This is a genomic window from Methylorubrum suomiense, from assembly GCF_022179765.1.
GTDB classification, from domain to species: Bacteria; Pseudomonadota; Alphaproteobacteria; order Rhizobiales; family Beijerinckiaceae; genus Methylobacterium; species Methylobacterium suomiense.
This window is the reverse complement of record NZ_BPRE01000001.1, coordinates 351654-373035: the sequence shown is the minus strand read 5'-3', so window position 1 is coordinate 373035 and position 21382 is coordinate 351654. Positions and strand designations below refer to the sequence as shown.

Annotated in this window: 21 protein-coding genes; 6 read left to right on the top strand and 15 right to left on the bottom strand. The window is 70.6% G+C overall.

The genetic code is table 11. The annotated features are described in order from the left end of the window. Nucleotides 1-97: 97 nt before the first annotated feature. Nucleotides 98-763 (bottom strand): 5,6-dimethylbenzimidazole synthase, encoded by a 666-nt coding sequence (gene bluB, locus MFF26_RS01785; protein ID WP_137829560.1) that lies wholly within the window; start codon nucleotides 761-763, stop codon nucleotides 98-100. Nucleotides 764-1225: 462 nt separating this feature from the next. Here bluB and MFF26_RS01780 point away from each other — a divergent pair, with 462 nt between their 5' ends. Then, on the top strand, nucleotides 1226-1621 hold the full coding sequence (locus MFF26_RS01780) for a DUF2794 domain-containing protein (RefSeq protein WP_137829561.1): 396 nt from the start codon (nucleotides 1226-1228) through the stop codon (nucleotides 1619-1621). A gap of 61 nt (nucleotides 1622-1682) precedes the next feature. Here the strand turns inward: MFF26_RS01780 and eda are convergent, their stop codons facing one another. From eda to MFF26_RS01755, 5 genes are all read right to left on the bottom strand, one after another. Further along, the gene (gene eda, locus MFF26_RS01775) at nucleotides 1683-2300 is read right to left on the bottom strand and encodes a bifunctional 4-hydroxy-2-oxoglutarate aldolase/2-dehydro-3-deoxy-phosphogluconate aldolase (RefSeq protein WP_137829562.1); all 618 of its coding nucleotides are present in this window, start codon (nucleotides 2298-2300) and stop codon (nucleotides 1683-1685) included. 27 nt (nucleotides 2301-2327) lie between these two features. Next, entirely contained in the window at nucleotides 2328-4157 is a 1830-nt protein-coding gene (edd, locus tag MFF26_RS01770; RefSeq protein WP_137829563.1) for a phosphogluconate dehydratase, read from the bottom strand. 299 nt (nucleotides 4158-4456) lie between these two features. Then, nucleotides 4457-5959 (bottom strand): HWE histidine kinase domain-containing protein, encoded by a 1503-nt coding sequence (locus tag MFF26_RS01765; RefSeq protein ID WP_137829564.1) that lies wholly within the window; start codon nucleotides 5957-5959, stop codon nucleotides 4457-4459. A gap of 127 nt (nucleotides 5960-6086) precedes the next feature. Beyond that, entirely contained in the window at nucleotides 6087-7634 is a 1548-nt protein-coding gene (locus MFF26_RS01760; protein ID WP_137829565.1) for a malonate--CoA ligase, read from the bottom strand. 97 nt (nucleotides 7635-7731) lie between these two features. Further along, nucleotides 7732-8184 carry a hypothetical protein gene (locus MFF26_RS01755; protein ID WP_137829566.1) on the bottom strand — a complete coding sequence of 151 codons (453 nt, stop codon included), beginning with the start codon at nucleotides 8182-8184 and terminating at the stop codon, nucleotides 7732-7734. Between the two features lie 116 nt (nucleotides 8185-8300). Between MFF26_RS01755 and map the strand changes: the two genes are divergently transcribed. Next, nucleotides 8301-9053 (top strand): type I methionyl aminopeptidase, encoded by a 753-nt coding sequence (gene map, locus MFF26_RS01750; protein WP_137829567.1) that lies wholly within the window; start codon nucleotides 8301-8303, stop codon nucleotides 9051-9053. Nucleotides 9054-9151: 98 nt separating this feature from the next. Beyond that, a complete protein-coding gene (locus MFF26_RS01745) occupies nucleotides 9152-10054 on the top strand; it encodes a collagen-like domain-containing protein (RefSeq protein ID WP_137829568.1) in 903 nt (300 codons plus the stop codon). 81 nt (nucleotides 10055-10135) lie between these two features. Here MFF26_RS01745 and MFF26_RS01740 read toward each other — a convergent pair whose 3' ends face one another. The 3 genes from MFF26_RS01740 to queD all read right to left on the bottom strand — a co-directional run bounded on the left by MFF26_RS01740 (nucleotide 10136) and on the right by queD (nucleotide 12021). After that, on the bottom strand, nucleotides 10136-10873 hold the full coding sequence (locus MFF26_RS01740; RefSeq protein ID WP_137829569.1) for a PIG-L deacetylase family protein: 738 nt from the start codon (nucleotides 10871-10873) through the stop codon (nucleotides 10136-10138). A 62-nt stretch (nucleotides 10874-10935) separates the two neighbouring features. Next, nucleotides 10936-11661, bottom strand: coding sequence for a 7-cyano-7-deazaguanine synthase QueC (queC, locus tag MFF26_RS01735; RefSeq protein WP_137829570.1), 726 nt, complete (start codon nucleotides 11659-11661; stop codon nucleotides 10936-10938). Between the two features lie 6 nt (nucleotides 11662-11667). Then, a complete protein-coding gene (gene queD / locus MFF26_RS01730) occupies nucleotides 11668-12021 on the bottom strand; it encodes a 6-carboxytetrahydropterin synthase QueD (RefSeq protein ID WP_137829571.1) in 354 nt (117 codons plus the stop codon). Between the two features lie 348 nt (nucleotides 12022-12369). On the opposite strand from queD, the gene MFF26_RS01725 reads away from it, so the two are divergent. Beyond that, nucleotides 12370-13434 carry an SDR family oxidoreductase gene (locus tag MFF26_RS01725; protein ID WP_137829572.1) on the top strand — a complete coding sequence of 355 codons (1065 nt, stop codon included), beginning with the start codon at nucleotides 12370-12372 and terminating at the stop codon, nucleotides 13432-13434. Between the two features lie 153 nt (nucleotides 13435-13587). On the opposite strand, the gene queE is transcribed toward MFF26_RS01725, so the two are convergent. Beyond that, nucleotides 13588-14220, bottom strand: a complete 633-nt coding sequence (queE, locus tag MFF26_RS01720; RefSeq protein WP_137829573.1) for a 7-carboxy-7-deazaguanine synthase — start codon at nucleotides 14218-14220, stop codon at nucleotides 13588-13590. Between the two features lie 255 nt (nucleotides 14221-14475). On the opposite strand from queE, the gene MFF26_RS01715 reads away from it, so the two are divergent. Both MFF26_RS01715 and MFF26_RS01710 read left to right on the top strand, forming a co-directional pair. Next, entirely contained in the window at nucleotides 14476-15984 is a 1509-nt protein-coding gene (locus tag MFF26_RS01715) for a D-alanyl-D-alanine carboxypeptidase family protein (RefSeq protein ID WP_137829574.1), read from the top strand. A gap of 118 nt (nucleotides 15985-16102) precedes the next feature. Then, complete coding sequence (locus MFF26_RS01710) at nucleotides 16103-17230, top strand: CobW family GTP-binding protein (protein WP_137829575.1); 1128 nt, start codon at nucleotides 16103-16105, stop codon at nucleotides 17228-17230. Nucleotides 17231-17298: 68 nt separating this feature from the next. Here MFF26_RS01710 and MFF26_RS01705 read toward each other — a convergent pair whose 3' ends face one another. The 5 genes from MFF26_RS01705 to MFF26_RS01685 all read right to left on the bottom strand — a co-directional run bounded on the left by MFF26_RS01705 (nucleotide 17299) and on the right by MFF26_RS01685 (nucleotide 21360). After that, the gene (locus tag MFF26_RS01705) at nucleotides 17299-17622 is read right to left on the bottom strand and encodes an HPr family phosphocarrier protein (protein WP_137829576.1); all 324 of its coding nucleotides are present in this window, start codon (nucleotides 17620-17622) and stop codon (nucleotides 17299-17301) included. A 90-nt stretch (nucleotides 17623-17712) separates the two neighbouring features. Beyond that, a complete protein-coding gene (locus MFF26_RS01700) occupies nucleotides 17713-18114 on the bottom strand; it encodes a PTS sugar transporter subunit IIA (RefSeq protein ID WP_137829577.1) in 402 nt (133 codons plus the stop codon). Between the two features lie 125 nt (nucleotides 18115-18239). Further along, nucleotides 18240-18755, bottom strand: coding sequence for an HPr kinase/phosphorylase (locus MFF26_RS01695; protein ID WP_137829578.1), 516 nt, complete (start codon nucleotides 18753-18755; stop codon nucleotides 18240-18242). After that, nucleotides 18752-20596, bottom strand: a complete 1845-nt coding sequence (locus tag MFF26_RS01690) for a sensor histidine kinase (protein ID WP_137829579.1) — start codon at nucleotides 20594-20596, stop codon at nucleotides 18752-18754. The genes MFF26_RS01695 and MFF26_RS01690 overlap by 4 nt, the downstream gene beginning before the upstream one ends. A gap of 47 nt (nucleotides 20597-20643) precedes the next feature. Then, nucleotides 20644-21360, bottom strand: a complete 717-nt coding sequence (locus tag MFF26_RS01685; protein ID WP_056248322.1) for a response regulator transcription factor — start codon at nucleotides 21358-21360, stop codon at nucleotides 20644-20646. Nucleotides 21361-21382: the final 22 nt, after the last annotated feature.

Sequence of the window (21382 nt, the reverse complement as noted above, 5' to 3'; positions counted from 1 at the left end):
CGGCGTCGGGGCGCTATGCACCGTCGCTTTAAGTCACGGAGAATGCCGAACTGGCAGGTTCGCGCGCATTTTAAGTGTCGCGGTAAGCAGCCTCCGCTCACCGCTCGTGCAGATGGGCGGATTCCGGAGCGCGCGCCTGCCAGCCATGGCGGACGAGTTCCGGATCGGCATGCTCCTCCTGCGGGCGGCCGACGCAGAGATAGGCGACGAGGTCCCAGGCCTCCGGCACGTCGAGGAGGCGGGTGATACGGGCGGGTTCCAGGATCGAGACCCAGCCGACGCCGAGGCCGTGGGCGCGGGCGGCGAGCCAGAACGCGTGCACGGCGGCGACCGCCGAGTAGCGCAGCATCTCCGGCATGGTGGCCCGGCCGAGGCCGTGGCCGGCCTCCGTGGCGCCGTCGCAGAACACGGCGAGGTGAACCGGGGCTTCCTTCAACCCGGCGAGCTTCAGGCCGGCATAGAGGGCACGGCGCGCATCCGTGTAGCTGTCCCGCGCCGCCGCGTTGCAGCGCTCGAAATCCGCCGTCACGGCGGCCCGTCGGGCCGGGTCCGAGACCCGCACGAAGCGCCAGGGCTGGCTGTTGCCGACGGAGGGCGCCAGGGCCGCTAGGCCGAGGCAGGCCCGGAGCACCTCTTCCTCGACCGGATCGGCGCGGAAGCGGCGCACGTCGCGCCGCCACGCGAACAGGTCGCCGAGCCGCGCCCGAAAGGCGGCGTCGAAGACCGGCGGGCCGTTCTCGCGAGGATCGGGGGCATCGGGCATGCTCCGGCTTCTGGCGCCGAAGCGGGCCGCTGGCAACGGGCGCGCCCTTCGGGTGTGTCGGGCGGAGGCTTCGGACGAAAAAAGGGCGGCGCTCCGAAGAGGCCGCCTGAAGTCCTTGGGTCTCGAAACCTCCGGGTGTCGGCGAGCCGGATCCGGAATGACGCCCGAGGGCTGGGGAGCTCGGGTTTCGGGCGCCACCCCGAGGACGCGCCGACGAGGTTTCAGGTCACACATGATCGTGTTCCGGTGACCTTGGCAAGGCGAGATCGCGGCGGGAGCGTGGCCGAGATAGCCCAGAGTGCGACCGCGCACACGGTGTCGTCATGGTGGTTGCACCGAAGCCGGCAGGGCAGCCCGGCCATGCGTGGCCGGCGAAGCACCTTGTCGGCACGGGCCGGGCGGCCCATCATTCCCGGAGAAGAACCGGCGGCCCGATCCGGGCCGATGCGCCAGGGAGCGACGATGAGCGAGGGGCAGAGCGCCGAGCACCGCCCGAGCGAGCGGGACGCCCAGCGGGAAAAAGCTGTGGGCTCGCAGGTGATCCCGTTCCCATCCGCCACGACACCGCAGGTCGCCTTCCAGCGCGACGAGCTGCGGATCCTGTTCAATCTCTATGGCCGCCGCGTCGCCGAGGGCGAGTGGCGAGACTACGCGCTCGATTTTCGCCGCGACAAGGCGGTGTTCTCGATCTACCGGCGCACCTCCGAGATGCCGCTCTACCGGATCGAGAAGGATCCGAAGCTCGCCCGTCGCCAGGGCGCCTACGCGGTCATCGCGGCAAGCGGCCTCGTGATGAAGCGCGGCCACGACCTCGCACGGGTCATCGGCGTGCTGGAGGGCCCGCTGAAAGCGGTGTGATCCGGCCGGGCCTACGAAGGGGTTATCGGCTCGATTCCCCCTTCGTCGGCGTTCCCGGTCGTCAGGCCTGGCGCAGCCGGGCCGCCGCCTGCGCCAAGCGCCGGATCGCGGCCGGATCGGGTTTACCCGCCGGCACCACCCAGCTTCCGCCGACGCAGAGCACCGAGGGGTGGGCGAGCCAGTCCGGTGCGGTCGTCTCGGTGATGCCACCGGTGGGGCAGAAGCGCACCCGATGGAACGGCGCCGCCAGGGCCTTGAGCGCCTTCAGCCCGCCCGCCGCCTCCGCCGGGAAGAACTTGAACCGCTCGAGCCCGTGGTCGAGGCCACGCATGATGTCGGCCGAGGTCGCCACGCCCGGGAGATAAGGGACGCCGGAGGCGGTGGCGGCTTCGGTGAGGGGCGCGGTGAGGCCGGGACTGACGATGAACTTCGCACCCGCGCCGATGGCGGCGTCGAGGTCGCGGGCGTTCAGCACGGTGCCAGCGCCGACCACGGCACCCTCCACCGAGGACATCGCCCGGATCACGTCGAGGGCGGCGGGGGTGCGCAGGGTCACTTCGAGGGCGGTCAGCCCGCCGGAGACCAGGGCCTCGGCGATCGGCACGGCATCCGCCGCATCCTCGACGACGAGAACCGGGATCACGGGGACGGAGCGCATCAGCGCGTCGATGGGGCTCATGTCGGTGTCTCCCGGTGGTTCTCGTCGTCAGAGGCCCGCAGCCGCCAGCATCGCCGAGCCGCCGCGCTCGGCATCGTCGGCGCCGTGGCGCATGAAGGCGAACAGCTCGCGGCCGGTGCCGAGGCCGGGCGGCGGCGGGGTGGCGTCCTCGCGGGCATCCCATTCCGCCGGATCGACCAGCACCTCGAGCACGCCGTCCTCCGCCGAGAGGCGGATCACGTCGCCGTCGCGGATGCGGCCAATTGGGCCGCCGCCGACCGCCTCGGGGCTGAGATGGATCGCCGCCGGCACCTTGCCGGAGGCGCCCGACATCCGCCCGTCGGTCACCAGCGCGACCTTGTGGCCGCGGTCCTGCAGCACCCCCAGCGGCGGCGTCAGCTTGTGCAGCTCCGGCATGCCGTTGGCCCGCGGCCCCTGGAAGCGCACGACCACGACGACGTCGCGCTCCAGCTCGCCCGCCTTGAAGGCGGCGATGACGTCGTCCTGATCGGAGAAGACGCGGGCCGGAGCCTCGATGGTGCGCCGCTGCGGCTCGACCGCGCTGGTCTTGAAGGTGGCGCGCCCGAGATTGCCCTTCACCAGCCGCATCCCGCCATCCGGCTGAAACGGTGTCGCGGGCGGGCGCAGCATCGTGTCGTCGAGGGGCTCGGCGGGGGCGTCCTCGAATGTCAGATCGTCTCCCTCTCCCGAAAGCTTCGGGTCGCGGGCGTGGTCGCGCAGGCGGGTGCCGGCCACCGTCAGGATGTCGTCGTGCAGGAGCCCGGCATCGATCAGCGAGGCGATGACGTAGGACATGCCGCCGGCGGCGTGGAAGTGGTTCACGTCGCCCGCGCCGTTCGGGTAGACGCGGGCGATGAGGGGCACGACGCCGGACAGGCGATCGAAATCCTCCCAGTCGATGACGATGCCGGCGGCGCGCGCCATGGCCGGCAGGTGGATCGCGTGGTTGGTCGAGCCGCCGGTGGCGAGCAGGCCGACGATGGCGTTGACGATCGCCTTCTCGTCGATGCAGCGCCCGATCGGCCGGTAATCGTTGCCGTTCCAGCCGATCTCGGTCAGCCGGTGGATCGCCGCGCGCGTCACCGCCTGGCGCAGGCGGGTGCCGGGATTGATGAAGGAGGCGCCGGGCATGTGCAGGCCCATCACGTCCATCATCATCTGGTTGGAATTCGCCGTGCCGTAGAAGGTGCAGGTTCCGGCGCCGTGATAGGAGGCGGACTCGCTCTCCAGAAGCTCCTTCCGCCCGACCTTGCCCTCGGCGAAGAGCTGGCGGATGCGCTGCTTCTCCTTGTTGGCGAGGCCCGAGGGCATGGGACCGGCCGGGATCAGGATCATCGGCAGGTGGCCGAAGCGCAAGCTCCCGATGATCAGGCCCGGCACGATCTTGTCGCAGATGCCGAGCAGGGCCGCGCCCTCGAACATGCCGTGGCTGAGCGCCACGGCGGTCGAGAGGGCGATGACATCGCGGGAGAACAGCGACAATTCCATGCCGCGCTGGCCCTGGGTGACGCCGTCGCACATGGCGGGCGTGCCGCCGGCGACCTGGGCCGTGGCCCCCACCTCGCGGGCGAAGATCTTGATCTGCTCCGGGTAGCGCCCGTAGGGCTGATGCGCCGAGAGCATGTCGTTATAGGCGGTGACGACGCCGATATTCATGGCCCGGCCCGCGATGATCGCCGACTTGTCCTCGCCCGACGCCGCGAAGCCGTGGGCGAGGTTGCCGCAGGCGAGCTTCGGGCGGTGCACGCCGGCCTCGCGCTCCCGGTCGATCAGGTCGAGATAGGCGCGGCGGCTGTCGCGGGAGCGGGCGATCACCCGCTCGGTGACTGCGGCGACCTCGGGATGAAGCTCCGGCATGGCGTTTCGCCTCGTTCGTTTCGCGGGGTGCACGCAAGAACGGCGCCCGGCTCGCCCGTCCTTACCATGGAGCGGGTCGAAACGGGATTGCGGCCGATGGAGCGATCGGTCCGGGTGTCAGGACTGGCGGCTGCCACCCCACCCATCCCCCTCATCCTGAGGTGCGAAGCGTAGCGAAGCCGCGAAGGAGGCCTCCAGGGATCGTTCAGAGTTCTGGAGGCCTCCTTCGAGGCCCGCTCGCGCGGGCACCTCAGGATGGGGAATCGGATGGGATGAAGGGGCGGCGGAGCGAGCGGCCCTCAATCCGGCAGCGGCGCCTCGACGGTGAAGACGAGGCCGCGGGGGCGGTAGTCGATGGCGGCGCGGCCGCCGAATTCGGCAGCGAGCACGCGCTCGATCATGCGGGTGCCGAACCCGACCCGGGTCGGCTTCTCCACCATCGGGCCGTCGAGTTCCTCCCAGCGCAGCCGGAGCAGGGCGGGCGTCGGCCCCTGGCCGTCGGCGGAATCCTGGCTGGGCCGGGCGCCCGGAGGCTTGCCGTCGACCTCCCAGTTCAGGATCACCCGGCCGGAATCGTTGGAGAGGCCGCCATATTTCGAGGCGTTGGTGGCGAGTTCGTGCAGGGCCATCACCACGGCGAGCGTCAGGCGCGGCGACAGGCGCACCTCCGGCCCACCGACCCGGATGCGGCCCCGCGGGGTCACCCGGAACGGGCTGAGCGCGGTCTCGACCGCCTCGGCCAGGGTCGCACCGACATCGTTCTCGGAAGTGAGGATGTCGTGGGCGCCCGCCAGCGAGTTGAGGCGCGCGTCGAGCGTCTTCTGCGCATCCTGGATCGAGGCGGCGTTGCGCAGGGTCTGGTGGGCGATCGACTGCACCGTGGCGATCGAGTTCTTGACCCGGTGCTTCATCTCGGCGGCGAGCAGCGCGCGCTGCTCGTCGGCGCGCTTGCGCTCGGTCACGTCCAGCGAGATGCCCGCCATGGAGAGCGGCGCGCCGTCGGCCCGATAATAGGCTCGGCCACGCAACTGAACCCAGCGGACCTCGCCGCCCGGCCCGGTGACGCGATGCTCGACGTCGTAATCGGACCGCCGGTCGATGGCGGCCTGCATCGCGGCCTCGAGCTTCGGGCGATCCTCCGGCACCACGGCGGAAACGAGATCGTCGTAGGTGAAGGGCTCCTCGGCCGAGCGGCCGAAATTCAGCTTGCACAGCTCCGAGGCGACGAGGCGGCGCGCGCCCAGATCGAGGCTCCAGGCGCCGAGGCGGCCGGCGGCGAGCATGAAGTGCAGGCGGTTCTCGCTGCGGGTGAGATCGTCGTTGCGGCGCTCGACCTCCTGCTCCAGGGCGTCGCGGTCGCGCTGGAGCCGCACCAGACGGTCGCGCTCCAGCGTCACGTCGAACTGCGAGGCGAAGAAGTAGGTGAGCTGCCCCTCCTCGTCGAAGACCGGCGAGATCAGCAGCCGGTTCCAGAACACCTCGCCGCTCTTCTTGTGGTTCAGCAGGTCGATCTCGATCGGAACGCGCCGCTCGATGGCGTCGCGGATCCTGTCGACATCGGCGCGGTTCGTCTCCGGCCCCTGGAGAAAGCGACAGTTCTGGCCGAGGATTTCCTCGCGGCCGTAGCCCGTGAGCTTGATGAACGCGTCGTTGACGAAGACGATCGGGTTGTCGGGCTGGCTCGGATCGGTGATCAGCATCGGCATCCGGGTCGCCCGAACGGCGGCGGCGAAGGGGTCCGAGCTCTTGGCGACGCGGTGAAGTTCCGCGTCGATCCGGTCGTGCTCCTGGCGGCTGGTCACGGTCAGCGTTGTCCCGACGATTCCTTGGGGCGGTCGAACAGGCGGCCCCCCACGCCTTTCGGACGGGCAGCCCCATATCATCTCGGGCGCCACAATCGCATCACAGACGCGAGAGCGCTACCGCCCGTCACCCCTTCGGCGGGCCCGCGTAGAGCCCGGCATGGCTCTCCCGCAAAACATTCTTCTGCACCTTGCCCATGGCGTTGCGGGGCAGATCGTCGGCGAACAGCACGCGCTTGGGGCACTTGTACTTGGCGAGCCGCTCTTCCAGCGCCGCGAGGATGCCGGCCTCGTCCGGAGCGTTCTCGCCCGCCACCACCACGGCGGTGACGCCCTCCCCGAAATCCGGGTGGGCCAGCCCGATCACCGCCGATTCGACCACGCCGGGCAGAGCATCGATCTCGGTCTCGATCTCTTTCGGATAGACGTTGTACCCGCCGGTGATGATCAGATCCTTGCCCCGGCCGACAATGTGAACATAGCCGTCGCGATCGATCTTGCCGAGATCGCCGGTGATGAAGAAACCGTCCGCCTTGAACTCGGAGGCGGTCTTCTCGGGCATGCGCCAATAGCCCAGGAACACGTTGGGGCCCTTCACCTCGATCATCCCGACTTCCTCGGGGCCGAGCGGCGCGCCGGTCTCGGGCTCGACCACCCGCAGGGTCACGCCGGGCAGCGGGAAGCCGACCGTGCCGGCCCGCCGCGCGCCCTCGTAGGGGTTCGAGGTGTTCATGTTGGTCTCGGTCATGCCGTAGCGTTCGAGGATCGCGTGGCCGGTGCGCTCCGACCATTCGCGATGCGTCTCGGCGAGCAGCGGCGCCGAACCTGAGACGAACAGGCGCATGTGCGCGGCGGCTTCGCGGGTCAGGCCCGGCTCCTTGAGCAGCCGCGTGTAGAAGGTCGGCACGCCCATCATCGCGGTCGCCCGCGGCATCAGCTCCAGGATCTTCTTCGCGTCGAGGCGGGGCAGGAACAGCATGGTGCCGCCGGTGGCGAGCACGATGTTGGTGGCGACGAACAGGCCGTGGGTGTGGAACACCGGGAGCGCGTGGATCAGCACGTCGCGTTCCGTGAAGTGCCAGTACTGCGCCAGCGTCAGGGCGTTGGACACGAGGTTGTCGTGGCTCAGCATGGCGCCCTTCGAGCGCCCGGTCGTGCCCGAGGTGTAGAGGATGGCGGCGAGATCCTCGGGCCCGCGGGCCAGGTCGGCGAAATCGGTCGCGGCGGCGTCCGCCGCCTCGGCCATGCTGCCGTGCCCGTCGCCGCCGAGGGTGCGGATCTGCGCGACGCCGGCCTCGCGGGCCACGGCCGTGAGATCCGCCTCGCGGGCCGGATCGCAGACGAACAGGGCCGGCTCGGCATCGCCCAGGAAGTAGGCGATCTCGGCTCCGGTATAGGCGGTGTTGAGCGGCAGGAAGATCGCCCCGGCCCGCACCGCGCCGAGATAGAGGAAGATCACCTCCGCACTCTTCTCGACCTGCACCGCGACCCGGTCGCCGGGTCGCACGCCGAGGCCGACGAGGGCGTTCGCGTAGGCCCCCGAGCGGGTGAGGAGGTCGGCGTAGCTGTAGCGCCGGCCCTCGGTGACGGCTTCGATGAAGGTGGATCCGCTCGGATCGGCCGGGAGATGCGCGCGCACGAGATCGAACAGGTGGTTGCCGGCTGCCTCCGCCATCGTTTCCGTCTCCTACCCCGTCCCGATTCTTGTCTCCGCGACCGCATTGGCGCAGGGCGGCGCGCGGTTCAAGCGGAGCAGGCGGTCGGGGTCCCGCTCAGTCGGTCGGGATGCGGCCGACCGAGCAGAGGGTGCGCAGGGCTCCCGCGCTGTCGGTGTAGCAGCTCGCCGACCAGCCGTTCTGCTGGATGAAGGATTTGCGGCCCTCGCGCAGAGCCGTCTCGTAGGCCCGCGTGAGGATCGGCCCGATCGCCGCCGCCGGCTCGCCGATCACGGATTCCGAGGCGAGGGTCAGGTCGCGAAAATAGGCGGCGGACGGGGAGGGATCGCCCGAGGCGGCCTGCACGATCGGCTCGGCCCGGCAGGTGAGATTGAGCGTGACGCCGCTCGCCGTGCGCACGTCGATGCTCGGGCCCGTCCGCCGCCCCGGCTTCTTCGCGCCGGTGGCCTGGGCGATGGTCTGGGCGAGGGCGTCGCACGTGTCCGCCCGGCCGGGGGAGGGGGCGAGCAACGGGAGCGCGAGAAGGGCGGAGAGGAGCGAGCGGCGCATGGCGTCCCTCTATGCGCGCAGCCCAACGCAAGGAGCAAGACGGCGCGGCTTCGCCCGACCGCCCGGCTTCGCTATAGCCGAGATGCGAGCGGGCCGCCGATCTTCGAGGAATCCCCATGACGGTGTCGAGCGACGACGAACTGGCGGCCCTGAAGCGGATCGGGCGCATCGTCGCCGAGACGCTGGAGGCGATGGGAAGGGCCATCGAACCCGGCATGACCACGCGCGACCTCGACGCGATCGGCCGGGCCTGCCTGGAGGGGGCCGGCGCGCGGTCGGCGCCGGAGACGGTCTACGGCTTTCCCGGTGCCACCTGCATCAGCGTCAACGAGGAGATCGCCCACGGCATTCCCGGGGATCGCCGGATCGGGCCGGGCGATCTCGTCAACATCGACGTCTCGGCGGAGAAGGACGGCTATTTCGCCGATACCGGCGCCTCGTTTCCCGTGCCGCCGGTGACGCGGGCGGTCGAGCGCCTCTGCAAGGATGGACGCCGCGCCCTGTGGACCGGCCTGCGCCAGGTCGGCGCCGGCAAGCCCGTCGCCGGCATCGGACGGGCGGTGGGCACCTTCGCCGCGAAGAACGGCTACACCCTGGTGCGCAATCTCGCGAGTCACGGCGTCGGCCGCGCCCTGCACGAGGAGCCCACCGAGATCGCCACATGGCCCGACGCGTCGGAGCGCCGGATCATGGGAGAGGGGCTGGTGCTCACCGTCGAGCCGTTCCTGTCGCTGGGCGCCGACTTCGCCGAGAACGGCGACGATCCCTGGACCCTCTACAGCCGGCCGCGCGCCCGCACGGTGCAATACGAGCACACGGTGGTCGCCACCCGCAACGGGCCGCTGATTCTCACGATGGCGGGAGCGTGAGAGAGAACCGGGGGCGAGCGGGCTTGACCGTTCGGCCGGAGCCGCCGAAACCTGCCCCGCCGCGCCGGTAGACGCGCGGGCGAGCCGGGAGGAACGAGATGCCTGCGACGTGCGCCGTGGGACGTTTGCCGTGGCCGATCCTGCTGGCGGGCCTTTTGCTCGCCGCACCGGCCGCAGCCCAGCAGCCTGCGCCGGCCGATGCGCCCGCGCCCCAGGCGCGGCCGGCTCAGGCCCAGCCCAGACCTCAAGCACAGGGCCGTTCGAAGACCTCGGTGCCCCCGATCCAGATCTGGGACGCGCGCATCGAGGGGGGCGACCTGCGGATCAGCGGCAGCATCCGCAAGAGCAATCAGACCGTGGTCCTCGACGACGACATCTCCGTGCTGTCCGACCGGCGCGGGCGCTTCGAGTTCCGCCTGCCCTATCGGCCGGCCACCTGCGTGGCCGTCGTGAAGTCGGGCGAGGACGAGCGCGAGGCGGTGATCGCCAATTGCGCCCCGGAGGGACAGCCGGGCAAGGCGGGCGAGCCGGGTCCGCAGGGTGTGGCGGGGATCCAGGGACCGCCCGGTCCCGACGGTATCCAGGGACCGCCCGGCGCCCCGGGGCCGCAGGGGCAGAAGGGCGAACGCGGCGAGGCAGGCCCGGCCGGCGCGCCGGGTCCCGCGGGCCCGGCCGGCCCCAAGGGGGAGGCCGGCCCGAAGGGAGAGACGGGTCCCAAGGGAGAGGCCGGGGCCAAAGGTGAAGCCGGGGCCAAGGGTGAGGCGGGTGCCAAGGGAGAGGCCGGGGTCAAGGGCGAGGCCGCCACTGCGGCCGCGAGCCCGTTCCGGGTCGTGCGCACGCAGACCTGTCCGGAGACCGGCTGCACCCTCGCCTGCGATTCCGGCGAGGTGGTCGTCTCCGCGGTCTGCCTGAAGGGCGGGCCGGCGCAGTTCGAGGCGGCAACCTCCGCCACCTGTCCGGCCGGCAGCGGCGGCATCACCGGGCTCTGTGCCAAGCCGTGAGCGATCCCTGGAGCCCCGTTCGGGGCTCCACACGCAGGATCACGGGAAGGCGGGGTCGCGCGACGAGGGTCGCGCGCGCCGTCAATCCGGCAGGGCGATGAACCACTCGTAGGGGCCGGTCAGGCGATCGATCATCGCGGGTTGCAGCTGGAAGCCCGCGGGATCGTCCTCGATCAGGCCCGAGACCTGAGAGGCGTGCGCCTCCACCGCCCGGCGCTTGGCCGCCCGCTCCGCCTCGACCGCGAGGCGATAGCCCGACGGGGCCGCCCCGACCTCGCGCTCCGGCGGCAGGGTCCAACCCCAGACCGGGTAGGCGTAGAAGGCCGATCCCGGCAGATGCGCCTGGGCGAGATCGACGATGGCGGCGGAGGCCGTGTGGTCGCAATGGGGATCGTGCCGCCACGTCACGAACACGGCCCGCGCGCCGGCCTCCCGCGCGATGTCCGCGATGCGCGCCGCCGCCGCCTCGGCCTGCGGTCCTTCGCTCGGCACGCCGCCATCGGGCAGGCGCAGGAAGTGGATATGCTCCGCCCCGAGTCCCAGGGCCGCCATGGCCGCCACCGTCTCGGCTTCGCGCAGGCTCCGCAGGCGGTCGTGCGGATAGGCCTTGGAGTTCGGGTGCGAGCCGCAGCCGTCGCTGACGATGACGACCCGCACGCTCCGGCCGCGGGCCAGGGCCTGCGCGATCAGCCCGCCGCAGCCGAGGCTCTCGTCGTCCGGATGCGGCGCGACCACGACGAGGCCGCCCTCCGGCAGGATCGTCTCGAACGCCGCCACCGGCAGGGCGGTCACGGCCTCAAAGAAGGCATCGGCGCGCATGGGCTCCTCCCGTCGTTCGGTTGATGGGTCCGGTCCGGGCGACCGTTCGGGCGCGAGCCGCCTCAATCGGCCCGTGCCGCGAGATAGCGTGTAAACCCGCGGGCGCGCAGGTCGCAGGCCGGGCAGGTGGCGCAACCATAGCCCCAGGCGTGGCGCTCGCCCCGCTCGCCGCGATAGCAGGTGTGGCTCTCCTCGACGATGAGGTCGACCAGCGCCCGGCCGCCGAGTTCCTCCGCGAGCGACCAAGTCTGCGCCTTGTCGAGCCACATCAGGGGCGTGTGCAGGACGAAGCGGCGCTCCATCCCGAGATTCAGCGCGACCTGCAGCGCCTTGATCGTGTCGTCGCGGCAATCGGGATAGCCCGAGTAATCGGTCTCGCACATGCCGCCGACGATGTGGCGCAGGTCCCGCCGGTAGGCCAGGGCGGCCGCGAAGGTCAGGAAGGCGATGTTGCGCCCCGGCACGAAGGTATTGGGCAGCCCGTCCCGCTCCAGCGCGATCTCGCTCTCGCGGGTCAGCGCCGTGTCGGAGATCTCGCCGAGCGCCCCGAGATCGAGGGTGTGGTCGCGCCCGAGCCGACGCCACCAAGACCGGTCGAGGGCGGTCATCCCCCGGCGCAGGGCCGCGCGACGGTCGAGTTCGACCCGGTGGCGCTGACCGTAATCGAAGCCCAGGGTCTCGACCCGGGGGAAGCGGTCGAGCGCCCAGGCGAGGCAGGTGGCCGAGTCCTGGCCGCCGGAGAACAGCACCAGGGCGCCGGCATCGTTGCCCGTTGCGCTCTCCGCCATGGCTTATCAGCCCTCGTATTCGGCCCAGGACATCGGCGTCTCGAAGACGCGCACGTTCGACAGCCCGGGGATTGCCGGCTTGGCCTGATGCCAGATCCAGGCCGCGATATGCTCGGCGGTCGGGTTCTCAAGGCCCTCGATGTCGTTGAGGCAATGGTGGTCGAGCCGCTTCAGGAGCGGGTCGAAGGCGCTCTCGATGTCGTAGAAATCGATGATCCAGCCGGTCTTCTCGTCGATCTCGCCGGAGACCGTCAGTTCGACGCGGTAGGAATGCCCATGCATGCGGTGGCAGCGATGCGTTTCCGGCACGTTGGGTAGGCGATGGGCCGCCTCGAAGGTGAAGGCCTGCGTGATCTTCATGCTGTCTCAGCCGGCCGCGGGAGCCGGCACCGGGTTAGTGAAAGGCGGCGCGCCGCCAGAATCACCGATATGTCATCGAACCTCCCGGAATGCACGCGCGACCCCGGTATGCCTGCCGGAACCGGCACCCGCGCCGGCCGGTTCGTGAGGTTCACGGGATCAGGCCCACAAGCGCGTGCTCCGGGATGCGGCTGAAGATTCGCCCATTCGGGGTGGCGCCGGAAGCACGCGGCAATCTCCGATCGGGATGTCCCGCCCGCTTCCTCGACGCTGCGCCGCGCCGCCCGCACGGCTGACGATCGCGAGACCACCGAACAACTGCCGACGAACGGCCATCGAGGGATCATCATGAGCGGAACGGCACTGATCGCCGGTGTCGGCGGCATCGTCGGCAACAATCTGGCGCGCCATCTCGTCGCCACCGGCTGGACCGTCCAAGGGCTCGCCCGGAATCCGCCCGGCGACATCCCGGGCGTCGAGCCCATCGCGGCCGACCTGCTCGACCCGGCGGGCCTCGGAACGGCGCTCGCCGGGCGTCGTCCGAGCCACGTCTTCGTCACCACCTGGCTGCGCCAGGAAACGGAGGCCGAGAACATCCGGGTCAACGCGGCGATGGTTCGCAACCTCCTCGACGCGGTCCGGCCCGCCGGCACCACACAGCACGTCGCGCTGGTGACCGGCCTCAAGCACTATCTCGGGCCGTTCGAGGCCTATGGCCAGGGGACCTTGCCGGCCACGCCCTTCCGCGAGGAGCAGGGCCGGCTCGATGTCGAGAATTTCTACTATGCCCAGGAGGACGAGGTCTTCGCCGCCGCGGAGCGCGACGGGTTCGGCTGGAGCGTGCACCGACCGCACACGATCATCGGCTACGCTCTCGGCAACGCCATGAACATGGGCGTGACGCTCGCCACCTACGCCACGCTCTGCCGGGAGACCGGCCGTCCGTTCCGCTTCCCCGGCTCGGCGGTGCAGTGGAACGGCCTGACCGACATGACCGACGCGCGGTTGCTCGCCCGGCATCTCGCCTGGGCGGCGACGACGCCGGCGGCGCGCAACGAGGCCTTCAACGTCGTCGACGGCGACGTCTTCCGCTGGAGCTGGATGTGGAGCCGGATCGCCGCGTGGTTCGGCGTCGAGCCCGCGCCCTTCGACGGCGAGCCCAACCCCCTGGAGGTGCAGATGGCCGGGGCGGCGGCGCTCTGGGCGGAGATCGCCGCCCGGCACGGACTGATCGAGCCGGACCTCAACCGCCTCGCCTCCGCCTGGCACACGGATGCCGATCTCGGCCGCCCGATCGAGGTGGTGACCGATATGAGCAAGAGCCGCCGCCTCGGCTTCCTCGATTACCAGGCGACGGACGAGGCGTTCTTCGATCTGTTCGAGCGGCTCCGGGCCGCGCGGGTCATCCCGTGATCACCCTGTGAGGCTCGGCCCCGGTTCGACGTGAAGCGTGCAAACCGCCCCGACGGAAGGCCGTGATTGTCCGATCCACCCCCTCAGGATGAGGTGCCGCGAAAGCGGCCTCGAGGGAGGGGGTTGGATGGGAGAAGCCGGTCGAACGGACCCTCACGGGATCCCGATGATCTTGTGGGTCTGCAGCGACAGCCGCCAGCGGGCGTCCGACCGGCAATAGGCCACCGCTGCGGCGGTGTTGGCCGCCGCCTCCGGCCCATCCATCGGCTGGAGGAAGCGGTGGCGGAAGGGCAACTCGGCGAAGCGCTCAGGGGGAGCCTCGGCCTGGGGGAAGACGAGCTTGAGTTCGTGGCCCGAGGTCTGGGCCAGCGGGTTGCCGGCCTTGGGGCTCACGCAGATCCAATCGATGCCGGGCGGGGCGGGCAGGGTCCCGTTGGTCTCCACCGCCACCTCGAAGCCGCGGTCATGGACGGCGGCGATCAGCGCTTCGTCGAGTTGCAGCAGCGGCTCGCCGCCGGTGAAGACGACGTAGCGGTTGGCCTCGCCCCCGGCCCAGGTGGCGGCGATGGCGTCCGCCAGGGCCGCGGCGTCGGCGAAGCGTCCGCCGCCCACGCCGTTCATGCCGATGAAATCGGTGTCGCAGAAGGTGCAGGCCGCCGTCGCCCGGTCCTCCTCGCGGCCCGACCAGAGATTGCAGCCGGCGAATCGGCAGAACACCGCCGCGCGCCCGGCTTGGGCGCCCTCGCCCTGGAGGGTGTGGAACAGTTCCTTGACCGCGTAGGACATGCCGATTTCGCTGCGTTGCGCGTCTGCCCATACAGGGGCGCGGGGAACCGTGTCACGCCGCGCGTAATTCTGCGGGCACAACCCTGCCGACGAGCTTATCCGTTGGTGATCCGACGGTTTCTGCCATGCTCTCGCCACGGAGGGCACGTTGATGATCGCGCAATCCTTGCGCCGGACCCGCGCTTGTCCCTCGGGACGGAGCGACGCCCCGGCGCCGTCACACCGTTTCCTGCCCCCTTGCCCGAGATGAACCCGATGGTGAACCGAGTCTGGGGACGCCTGATCGCACGGCTCGCCGTGCTGGCGGCGGTGGCCGGCCCCCTGGCCGCTCCGGCGGCGGCGGTGACGACGCCGATCCTCGTGGTCGAGGCCGATTCCGGCAAGGTGCTCTACAGCCAGGGGGCCACCGATCCCTGGTATCCGGCCTCCATCACCAAGCTGATGACCACCTACGTCGCCCTCGACATGGTGCGCCGGGGCAAGGTCTCGCTCGACACGCTCCTGACCGTCTCGCCCGAGGCCGCGGCCGAGCCGCCCTCGAAGATGGGCTTCAAGCCCGGCACCCAGATCACCCTCGACAACGCCCTCAAGATCATCATGGTCAAGTCGGCCAACGACGTGTCCTGGGTGATCGCGGAAGGTCTCGGCGGATCGGTCGACGGTTTCGCCGACATGATGAACGAGACCGCGCAGCGGATCGGCATGCGCGAGAGCCGCTGGTACAACCCCAACGGCCTGCCCGAGCCGCGGCAATGGACCACCGCCCGCGACATGGCGATCCTGGCGCGCGCCCTGATGCGCGACTTCCCCGACCAGCAGGGCCTGTTCTCGATCTCGGCGATCCAGTTCGGCAAGGCCGTGATGGCCAACCACAACGGCCTGCTCGGGCGCTATCCCGGCGCCGACGGGATGAAGACCGGCTTCATCTGCTCGGGCGGCTTCAACGTGGTGGCGAGCGCGACCCGCGGGGGGCGCCGCATCATCGCCGTGGTGATGGGTCAGCCGACCGCGCGCGAGCGCGACATCAAGGCCGCCGACCTGTTCGATTACGGCTTCAGCCAGTCCGCGGGCTGGACCGCGCAGACCCTCGAGACCCTGCCGGCCTCCAACCTCGCCGCCCCGCCGGACCTGCGGCCCTATATCTGCGACAAGCGCAAGCCGCTTCCCGTCGACGAGGGGCCGGGCGCGCTGACGGCGGGCGCCGACGCCACCGCCACCCAGCTGTTCGGATCGGCCACCGCCGACACCTCGAACCTCGCCTTCGCGGCGCTGAGCGCCGCCAATGTCCGCGGGCGCAGCCTGCCGCCGCGCGCGCCGCTTCAGCCGATCGCGGTCTGGACCGGCCGCAGCCCGGCCGAGGGCGCCGCCGCCCTGGTCCAGGCCGAGCAGGAGGCCCAGGCCTCCAAGGAGGCCGCGCGCAATGCCAAGCTCGAAGCCGTGCGCGTCAAGCGCGAGGAGGCGAAGGCCGCCCACGCCGCCAAGGTCGAGGCCGCCAAGCAGGCCGCTGCGGAGAAGGCCGCCAAGGCCCGCGCCGCCGCCGTGACGGCGCCGAAGCCCGCCGCGAAGACGGCCGCCAAGGACAAGGTGCCCGCCGCCGCCAGCGCCTACACCGCCGCCGAAGCGCCGGCGAAGGCTGTGCCCAAGCATGCCGAGAAGCCGGCAGCGAAGAAGCCCGAGGCCAAGTCGGAGGCAAAGCCGGCCGCCAAGAAGACCGAAGCCAAGCCCGCCGCGAAGAAGGCCAAGGGCAAGGACGACGACGCCTGATCCTGTCCCGACCCGGCGCCGTCCCCTCCCTGCAACGGAGGAAGAGGCGCCGCCGCGGCTTGTCCGGTAGAGAGGGTGGAATCGCGGCTCTGTCGCCGCTGCTTCCGGACGTCGGCCCATGACCCAGACTGATCCCCGCCGCCCGGCGCCGATTCCGCTGACCGTCCTCACCGGCTTCCTCGGCGCCGGGAAGACCACGCTCCTCAACCGGCTGCTCGCCGATCCGGCGCTCGCCGACACGGTGGTGATCGTCAACGAGTTCGGCGAGATCGGACTCGACCACCTGCTGATCGAGACGGTCGATGACGGGATGATCCTGCTCGGGGCGGGCTGCCTGTGCTGCACCGTGCGCGGCGACCTCATCAACACCCTGGAGGATCTGCTGCGCCGCCGGGACAACGGCCGCATCGCCGCGTTCCGCCGGATCGTCATCGAGACCACCGGGCTCGCCGATCCCGCCCCGATCCTCCACGCCCTGATCTACCATCCCTACCTATCGCTGCGCTTCCAGCTTCAGGGCGTCGTGACGGTGATCGACGCGGTCAACGGTCAGGCCACCCTCGATGCCCACCCGGAGGCCCGGCGGCAGGCCGCGGTGGCCGACCATCTCGTGCTGACCAAGGCGGATCTTCCCAGGGCCGAGCCCGAGGCGCTCGCGGCGCGCCTCTCCGCCCTCAATCCGGGCGCGGCGATCCAGGGGCCGGACGTTCCGGCGGAGCGCCTTCTCGGCGGCCTGTTCGGGCTCGACGGCAAGCACGGCGATGTGCGGGCATGGCTCGGGGCGGAGGCGCCGGAGGATCATCACGACCATGCCGGAGGACACGGTCATCACGGGCATGATCATCACGGCCACCACCATCACGACGTGAACCGTCACGATGCCGCGATCCGCGCCTTCCATCTCACCAGCGACACGCCGGTGCCGCGCCCGGCCTTCGAGATGTTCCTCGATCTCGTCCGCTCGGCGCACGGGCCGAAGCTGCTGCGCCTGAAGGGGCTGGTGGCTTTGGCCGACGATCCCGAGCGGCCGGTGGTGGTGCACGGGGTGCAGCACATCGTCCATGCCCCCGTCACGCTGCCGGCTTGGCCCGACGACGACCGGCGCTCGCGGCTCGTCATGATCGTCCACGATCTCGACCCGGATTTCGTGCGCCGGATCTGGGACGCCTTCCTGGGCCGCCCGGCCATCGATGCGCCGGACCGTGCCGCGCTCACCGACAACCCGCTGGCGATTCCGGGGGGCTGACGCGAGGGTTCGGCCCTGGAGGCGCGCCTCGACCCGCGAGAGGGACGATCCCTCTCGAGACCCCGGACCTACTCGTCCTCGCCGAACTTGTCGGCCAAGAGGGCCTCGATGGCGTCGAGGGCGGCCTCGGCATCGTCCCCCAGAGCCACCACGGCGATGGTGGTGCCCTTGGCGGCACCCAGGGTCAGCAGGCCCATGATCGAGCGCCCGCCCACGGTCTCGCCGCCGCGGGTCACCGTGACGGCGGCGGCGTAACGCTCCACCGTCTGCACGAACTTGGCCGAAGCGCGGGCATGGAGGCCGCGGCGGTTGATGATCGGTAGGATGCGGCAGAGCCCACCCTCGGGGATCTCGGGCTCCGGCTCGATCTCGCCGTCCACGCTCTCGCTCATCGGCCTTCGTGCTCCCTCCCGGATCGGGACAGAGTGGTTAAGCCGGCTCTCGGGCGAAGGGAAGGCGCTGTCTCGGCGATTCCGGTGGGGCTACTTGCCCGCCAGAACCCGCGAGGCGACGTTGATGTACTTGCGTCCCGCCTCCTGGGCATGGAGCACCGCGTCGCCGAGGCTCTCGGCCTCGCGCACGCTGGCGAGCTTGATCAGCATCGGCAGGTTGATCCCGGCGACCACCTCGACCTGGCCGCCGTTCATACACGATAGCGCGAGGTTCGAGGGCGTGCCGCCGAACATGTCGGTGAGCACGACGACGCCCGCGCCCGAATTGACGCGACAGACCGCGGTCATGATGTCGCCGCGGCGCAATTCCATATCGTCCTCAGGGCCGATCGTGATGGTCTCGATCTGCTTCTGAGGCCCGACGACATGCTCCAGGGCGGCCTTGAACTCGGTCGCCAACAGGCCATGGGTGACGAGCACCATTCCAATCATCGAAGCGTGTTCCGACGCCCTGTGAGCGGAGACGCCATCTTGTGCAGCGCAAGGTGAAGCGCAACCCGGTCGCGGCGAATTGCTCGACGCAACGCCCTCACCATGACATGGCGGCGACACCGGCGCTACACATCGCGGACCTCACCGGGCACGAGAGCCGCCGGGTGCGTCCGTAAGGCCACGCTGGCGTCAAGCGCCTCCCGAATCAGGTATTCCCTCGGTTGGTCCCGTGCAAGGGACAGCCGCGGCAGGCTTACCCCCAAAAGACCCTCGCTCAGGAGACGCTCCGTCGCAGCCGGTCCCGCGGGCATCCGCTCGGGCGCTTCGACCAGATCGACCACGAGCCGCAGCACTGCCGCCTCCGCATGGGCCGCGAGCCGCCGCAGGCCGTGGCCGCGGATCTCGATCAGCCCGGCGAGCGTCGGGTGCGGCCGCGCGACGAGGCGCCCGTGACGCGCTTGCAACCGAATGCGGTCGTCGCCGACCAAGCGGGCATGGCGTCCCTCCAGGGCGGCGCGGTCGAGCAATGCGAGGCAGAGCGACGACTTGCCCGCGCCCGCCGGGCCCCGCACCAGCACGCCGGCCTCCCCGAGGAGGACGCAGCTCGCGTGGAGGGTCAGCGCGTCGGTCGGGGCGCTCACGCCGCGAGGTCGTCGCCGAAGCGGTCGGCCCGGGGCGCCACGGGCAGCCGCACGGTGAAGCGGGCACCGCGCACGGTCGGATGGCCCTCCTCGTCGGCGGGGCCGGGGCGGTTCTCGGCCCGGATCGTGCCGTGATGGGCCTGGATGATTTGGCGCGAGATCGACAGGCCGAGGCCGGAATTCTGTCCGAAGCCCTGCTCGGGCCGGTCCGTGTAGAAGCGCTCGAAGATGCGCTCCAGCGCATGCTCGGGAATGCCGGGGCCCTCGTCCTCGACGATGAACTCGACCTCGTTCTTCAGGCGGCGCAGCGCCACCCGCACCTGGGCACCGGGGGGCGAGAACGAGCGGGCATTGTCCAGCAGGTTGTTGACGACCTGACCGAGGCGGCTGTCATGGCCGATGATGCGGAACGGATCCTCCACATCGCCCGGCGGACGCTCGATGTCGAACCGGATCAGGGCCGCCTTGGCCCGTCGTCGCTCGTTGGCGACCGAGGTGACGGTGGTCAGCAGCTTGCCGAGATCGACCCGGCGCGCCTCGGCGCGGGCGAGCTCCGCATCGAGGCGGGAAGCATCGGCGATGTCGGAGATCAGCCGGTCGAGGCGCTTCACGTCGTGCTGGATGATCTGCATCAGCCGGCTGCGCGACTCGTCGGTCTTGGCGAGCGGCAGGGTCTCGACCGCGCTGCGCAGGCTCGTCAGGGGGTTCTTCAGCTCGTGGCTGACATCGGCGGCGAAGCTCTCGATGGCGTCGAGGCGGCGGTAGAGCGCCTGGGTCATGTCGCGCAGCGCACCGGACAGATGGCCGATCTCGTCGGTGCGGGCGGTGAAGTCGGGGATCTCCTGGCGCGACTTGATGCCTCGGCGCACCCGCTCGGCGGCGTCGGCCAGCCGGCGCACCGGACCGGCGATGGCGCCGGCCAGCAGGATCGACAGCACCAGCATCACCGCCGCCGCCACGAGGAACACCTGGAGCAGGCCGAATCGCTCGGAGGCGATGACGCGATCGATATCGCCCCCTTGCGTCGAGACCATCAGGACGCCGCGCACCGAGCCCGAGCGTTGAATCGGCACCGCCACCGAGACGATGGTCTCGCCGCGCTCGTTGCGCCGGGCGATGGTGCCGCGCGCGCCGGACAGGGCGGCCTGGACCTCGCGGAAACCGCGCCCGTCCTGCGGCCCCGCCTCCTCCTGGCCGGAGCGCTCGCTGACGACGAGGCCGAGAATGCGGGTGCCGATGAAGTCCCAGGTCCGCTCCAGCACATTGGGCTTCGGCGGCCGCACTGCGGTCTCGTTTCGGCCGACATCGCCGCGGGCGGACAGCGAGCGGGTGTCGAACAGGAGGCTGCCCTCGCGGTCGTAGACCCGCGCGCGGTTGCCGGTCGGCGTCACGAGGCGGCGCAGCAGCGGTGCGACCTTCTCCGGATTGAGCGAGAAGGCCAGGGAGGACGGGTCGTCGTCGAAGTCGCGGCCCTCACCCGCCTGCTGCTGCAGCAGCTTGTCGGGATCGACCCGGATCGTGTCGGTATCGACTGAGGCCTGGGCCGCGATGGCCAGGGAGATGATGTCGCCCTGGATCAGCAGGCTTTGGACCCGGGACTGGATCAGGCCCTGGCGGAACTGGTTCAGGTACAGGAAGCCGAACAGCAGGACGATCAGCCCGACGAGGTTGAGCACCACGATGCGGCGCGTCAGGCTGGAGGAGGCGCGCTGTCCCACCGCGTTCCACAGGTCCCGCGGCCAGGTCAGCGGCGGACGGGCGAAGGATTCGAGCAGGCGCACCAGGGCATGGCGGCGGGCGCCGCCCTGGGAATCTGGGTCTCGGGACAGGGGAGCGAGCATCCGCGGGCGGGCCTTCAAATCGGGGCCTTGGGCTTGCGTATGGGCGCTCAACCTTCCTTGAAGCGGTAGCCGACGCCGTAGAGCGTCTCGATCATGTCGAAGCTCTGGTCGGTCACCTTGAACTTCTTGCGCAGGCGCTTGATGTGGCTGTCGATGGTGCGGTCGTCGACATAGACCTGATCGTCGTAGGCCGCGTCCATCAGGGCGTTGCGGCTCTTCACGACGCCGGGACGCTGCGCCAGCGCCTGGAGAATCAGGAATTCGGTGACGGTGAGCGTCACCGGCTCGCCCTTCCAGGTGCAGGTATGGCGCTCGGGATCCATCATGAGCTGGCCACGCTCGAGGGAGCGGGCGGCGGCGGCGTCGGCGTCGCGTGCCGGGGCGCCGGGCGTCCCGTCCTTGGGGGCGAAGCGCCGCAGCACCGCCTTGACCCGCTCGACCAGCAGGCGCTGCGAGAACGGCTTATGGATGAAGTCGTCCGCGCCCATCTTCAGGCCGAACAATTCGTCGATCTCCTCGTCCTTCGAGGTGAGGAAGATCACCGGAAGGTCCGATTTCTGCCGCAGGCGCCTGAGAAGCTCCATCCCGTCCATGCGCGGCATCTTGATGTCGAAGATGGCGAGGTCGGGCGGGGAGTGGCGCAGGCCGTCCAGCGCCGAGGCGCCGTCGGTGTAGGTCTGGATCCGGTAGCCCTCGGTCTCCAGCGCGATCGAGACGGAGGTCAGGATGTTGCGGTCGTCGTCGACGAGGGCGATGGTCGGCATGCGAAATCCTTGACTGGACGGC

Coding starts and splice junctions, on each gene's coding strand:
- MFF26_RS01780 (WP_137829561.1), top strand. CDS start 1,226: ATGAGCGAGGGGCAGAGCGCCGAGCACCGCCCGAGCGAGCGGGACGCC.
- map (WP_137829567.1), top strand. CDS start 8,301: ATGACGGTGTCGAGCGACGACGAACTGGCGGCCCTGAAGCGGATCGGG.
- bluB (WP_137829560.1), bottom strand. CDS start 763: ATGCCCGATGCCCCCGATCCTCGCGAGAACGGCCCGCCGGTCTTCGAC.
- MFF26_RS01715 (WP_137829574.1), top strand. CDS start 14,476: ATGGTGAACCGAGTCTGGGGACGCCTGATCGCACGGCTCGCCGTGCTG.
- MFF26_RS01710 (WP_137829575.1), top strand. CDS start 16,103: ATGACCCAGACTGATCCCCGCCGCCCGGCGCCGATTCCGCTGACCGTC.
- MFF26_RS01745 (WP_137829568.1), top strand. CDS start 9,152: ATGCCTGCGACGTGCGCCGTGGGACGTTTGCCGTGGCCGATCCTGCTG.
- eda (WP_137829562.1), bottom strand. CDS start 2,300: ATGAGCCCCATCGACGCGCTGATGCGCTCCGTCCCCGTGATCCCGGTT.
- MFF26_RS01725 (WP_137829572.1), top strand. CDS start 12,370: ATGAGCGGAACGGCACTGATCGCCGGTGTCGGCGGCATCGTCGGCAAC.
- MFF26_RS01760 (WP_137829565.1), bottom strand. CDS start 7,634: ATGGCGGAGGCAGCCGGCAACCACCTGTTCGATCTCGTGCGCGCGCAT.
- MFF26_RS01705 (WP_137829576.1), bottom strand. CDS start 17,622: ATGAGCGAGAGCGTGGACGGCGAGATCGAGCCGGAGCCCGAGATCCCC.
- queE (WP_137829573.1), bottom strand. CDS start 14,220: ATGTCCTACGCGGTCAAGGAACTGTTCCACACCCTCCAGGGCGAGGGC.
- MFF26_RS01685 (WP_056248322.1), bottom strand. CDS start 21,360: ATGCCGACCATCGCCCTCGTCGACGACGACCGCAACATCCTGACCTCC.
- MFF26_RS01740 (WP_137829569.1), bottom strand. CDS start 10,873: ATGCGCGCCGATGCCTTCTTTGAGGCCGTGACCGCCCTGCCGGTGGCG.
- queD (WP_137829571.1), bottom strand. CDS start 12,021: ATGAAGATCACGCAGGCCTTCACCTTCGAGGCGGCCCATCGCCTACCC.
- edd (WP_137829563.1), bottom strand. CDS start 4,157: ATGCCGGAGCTTCATCCCGAGGTCGCCGCAGTCACCGAGCGGGTGATC.
- MFF26_RS01755 (WP_137829566.1), bottom strand. CDS start 8,184: ATGCGCCGCTCGCTCCTCTCCGCCCTTCTCGCGCTCCCGTTGCTCGCC.
- MFF26_RS01690 (WP_137829579.1), bottom strand. CDS start 20,596: ATGCTCGCTCCCCTGTCCCGAGACCCAGATTCCCAGGGCGGCGCCCGC.
- queC (WP_137829570.1), bottom strand. CDS start 11,661: ATGGCGGAGAGCGCAACGGGCAACGATGCCGGCGCCCTGGTGCTGTTC.
- MFF26_RS01700 (WP_137829577.1), bottom strand. CDS start 18,114: ATGATTGGAATGGTGCTCGTCACCCATGGCCTGTTGGCGACCGAGTTC.